We start from the raw sequence: 3,282 nt of genomic DNA on the forward strand, positions 1-3,282 counted from the left end.
TTTGTGCACCGTGATGTTGCGCTCGACGTTCTCGATCACCACGATCGCATCGTCCACCACGATACCGATTGCGAGCACCATGCCGAATAGCGTCAGCATGTTGATCGAAAAGCCGAGCGGCAGCATGAACATGCAGGTGCCCACGATCGACACCGGCACCGCGATCACCGGAATCAGCGTAGCGCGCAGGCTTTGCAGGAACACGAACACCACGATCACGACCAGAACCAATGCTTCGAAGAACGTGTGGATCACATCGGAGATCGACGCGCGGGTGAATTCGGTGGTGTCCATCGCGATCTGATAGTCGAGCCCTTCGGGGAACGACTTCTTCAGCTCGGCGAGCGTCGCGCGCACCTGCTTGGCCACTTCGAGCGCGTTCGCGCCCGGCTGCTGATAGACGGCCATCACGGTCGCCGGTTTGCCCTGAAAGCGGCTGCGTATCGAGTAATCTTTTTGCCCGAGTTCGGTGCGCCCGATGTCTTTCAGCCGGACGATCGCCGCCCCGCCGCTCGCCGCGCGCACGATGATGTTGTCGAACTGCGACGGCTCGGCGAGCCGCCCGGTCGTCGTGACCGCGAACGACTGCTGGACCGATTTGCCGGTCGGCGACTGGCCGATGCTGCCCACCGCGAACTGCTGGTTCTGGTTCGCCACCACGTTCTGCACATCGGCGGCCGTCACGCCGAGTTGCGCCATCCGGTCCGGTTTCAGCCAGATTCGCATCGCGTAGTCGGGGGTGCCGAAAATGCTCGACTGGTTCGCGCCCGGAATCCGCTTGATCGCATCGAGCACGTAGATGTTCGCGAAGTTCGCGATATAGACCGAATCGTAGCGTTCGGTCGGCGAATAGATCGCGATCACCATCATGAACGCCGACGACTTCTTCTGCACCTGGATGCCCTGCGCCTGCACCGATTGCGGCAGCTGCGGCAGCGCCAGATTGACGCGGTTCTGCACGTCGACCTGGGCGAGCTCCGGGTTCGTGCCGATATTGAAGTACACGTTGATCGTCAGGTTGCCGGTCGATGAACTCGACGAGTTCATATAGATCATGTTGTCCGCGCCGTTCACCTGTTGCTCGATCGGCGCGGCGACGTTGTTCGCGACGACCTCCGCGTTGGCGCCCGGATAGGTCGCCGAGATCGTGATTTGCGGCGGCGTGATGTCCGGGTACTGCGCGACCGGCAGCGAGAACATCGCCAGTGCGCCGCCGAGCGTGATCACGATCGAGATGACCGATGCGAAGATCGGGCGATCGATGCAGTAGCGCGAGATGTTCATGTCGGCCGCCCGTTCATTCGGCTTTGCCGCCGCCCGGCGTTTTCGCCGGTTCCGTGGGCTCCGCCGGCTGCGCGGCGAGCGCGGCCGATGCGCCCCCGCCCTCGCGTGCCGGCGCGGCCGACGCCGTCGCTTGCCCGCCCGCCGGCAGCGACTTGAGTATCTTCAACTGCGCATCGGCGGTGACCCGCAACGCACCGTCGACGACGATGCGCTCACCGGCCTTCAGCCCATCGGACACGAACCACTGCTCCGCGCGCCAGTCGCCGACTTCGATCACCCGTTGATGCGCCTTCTGCTGATCGTCGACGACCCACACGAAATGGCTTTTCGAACCCTGCAACACCGCGCGCTGCGGCACCAGCGTCGCGTTCGGCCGGATCGCGCCGGACACGCGCGCCCGCACGAACTGGCCCGGCCGCAATACGCCTTTCGGATTGGCGAACACCGCGCGCACGAGGAAGGTGCCCGTCTCGGTGTTGAACGCCGGATTCGCAAAGTCGATATGGCCCTGGTCCGCGAACGTCGTGCCGTCGGCGAGAACCAGATGGACGATGAAATCGTTATGCGCGGGAAACTTGAGTCGCCCGGCGGCGATCTGGTCGCGGTACCTGAGCATCTCGTTCTCGGAGATGCTGAAGTTCACCCACATCGGATCGAGCTGGTACACGTAGGTCAGCAAACCATTGGAGGTGGCCGTCACATAGCTGCCGTCCTGCTGGCGCGCGAAACTGGACAGGCCCGTGAGCGGCGACTTGATCGTCGTATAGCCGAGGTTGAGCAGCGCGGTATCCACTTCCCCTTTCGCGGCGATCACCGCGGCCGCGCTCTGCTTCTCGTTGCCCACCGCGTCGTCGAGATCCTTCTTGCTCAGCGCGTTCTGCGCGGCGAGCGGCTCCACGCGCGCGAGATTGGACTTCGCGACTTCGTGCCGCGCCTGTTGCTGCGCGAGTTGCCCTTTGGCGGTCTGCAGCGCGGCCTCGAACGGCTTCTGGTCCATCTGGAACATCGTTTGTCCGGTCTTGACCATCTGCCCTTCGACGTACACGCGCTTGTCAAGAAAGCCGTCCACGCGCGAGCGTATCTCGACCTCGCGCGAACTCTGGGTTTGCGCGGTGAATTCGAAATCGACCGGGGTGTCCTGCTGCGTGACGGTCATCACGGTCACTTCAGGCTCCGCGGCCTTCGGCGGCGGCGGCGCCTTCTTGCACGACGCCAGCAGCGCGATCGCCGCGATCGCCAGCAGCAGCGTTCGTGCGCCAGCTCGCATGCGCCGCGCGCGCGAAGCCCGGCGACCCGGCCGCGACGCGACGCCGGTGCGGTGCGCATCCGGCTGCGCCAACGGCAAACACACAAGGACGGTATTCATCGCATGCTCCGTCTGATCACACGGCCTTGCAGTTGCCGAACAGCACGAACGCGTCGTTCCTGTTCATGATCGACAACGTCATGTCACCGTCCGTCGAATCGACGACAAGGGTCCATCCATAGCCCATCTCGGTGCCGCTCGCGACGACCTGATCCGGACTTTTGTCGAGAATCGCCATCGGCGTCGTGCGCTCGGGTCCGATCACGACGCGTTTGTCGAAGTCGAGGGTCAAGAATTTCGGGGCGCCCATATCGGCCGGCAGGTAACGCGTGCACGTGATGCCAGGATCGCATGCGTGCGCATCGATGGTCGCGCAGATCAACGGCTTGCTGCCGTCGAAGTCGGCCGCCGACGTATCGGATGCGACGACGCCCAGAAAGATCGCGAGGAAGACTGCTGCTGTTTTCATCGTGCGCTCCTGCCTGTTCTTGCACGCCGCCGCGCCGCGCCACGAATGGCGCGCGCGAAGGCATCCCTGCGCATTGCGTGGCGCGACCGCGCGGCACGGCCGGTCATCTGTTCGACGCGTAGACAGAGTTCAGTTTGGTGGCGAGATGCAGGCGAAACAATCGGACCTTGGTCTCATATCGCAGCAAGTGAGCGGTGCAAATGAACGATAGGGATCAGCGGTA

At 63.8% G+C, this 3,282-nt stretch carries 3 protein-coding genes; all 3 read right to left on the bottom strand.

Annotated features, from left to right (window positions below):
• A partial coding sequence (locus VGH68_RS26560; RefSeq protein WP_331606694.1) for an efflux RND transporter permease subunit occupies positions 1-1,284 on the bottom strand: 1,284 nt, incomplete at its 3' end.
• A gap of 13 nt (positions 1,285-1,297) precedes the next feature.
• A complete protein-coding gene (locus tag VGH68_RS26565; RefSeq protein ID WP_331606696.1) occupies positions 1,298-2,551 on the bottom strand; it encodes an efflux RND transporter periplasmic adaptor subunit in 1,254 nt (417 codons plus the stop codon).
• Positions 2,552-2,666: 115 nt separating this feature from the next.
• Positions 2,667-3,059, bottom strand: a complete 393-nt coding sequence (locus tag VGH68_RS26570) for a hypothetical protein (RefSeq protein WP_331606695.1) — start codon at positions 3,057-3,059, stop codon at positions 2,667-2,669.
• Between the last annotated feature and the right edge of the window lie 223 nt (positions 3,060-3,282).

Source organism: Paraburkholderia sp. (assembly GCF_036488505.1).
In the GTDB taxonomy this organism is placed as follows: Bacteria; Pseudomonadota; Gammaproteobacteria; order Burkholderiales; family Burkholderiaceae; genus Paraburkholderia.

Excerpts from the sequence above, each read along its gene's own strand:
- VGH68_RS26565 (WP_331606696.1), bottom strand. The coding sequence starts at position 2,551 with ATGCGAGCTGGCGCACGAACGCTGCTGCTGGCGATCGCGGCGATCGCG.
- VGH68_RS26570 (WP_331606695.1), bottom strand. The coding sequence starts at position 3,059 with ATGAAAACAGCAGCAGTCTTCCTCGCGATCTTTCTGGGCGTCGTCGCA.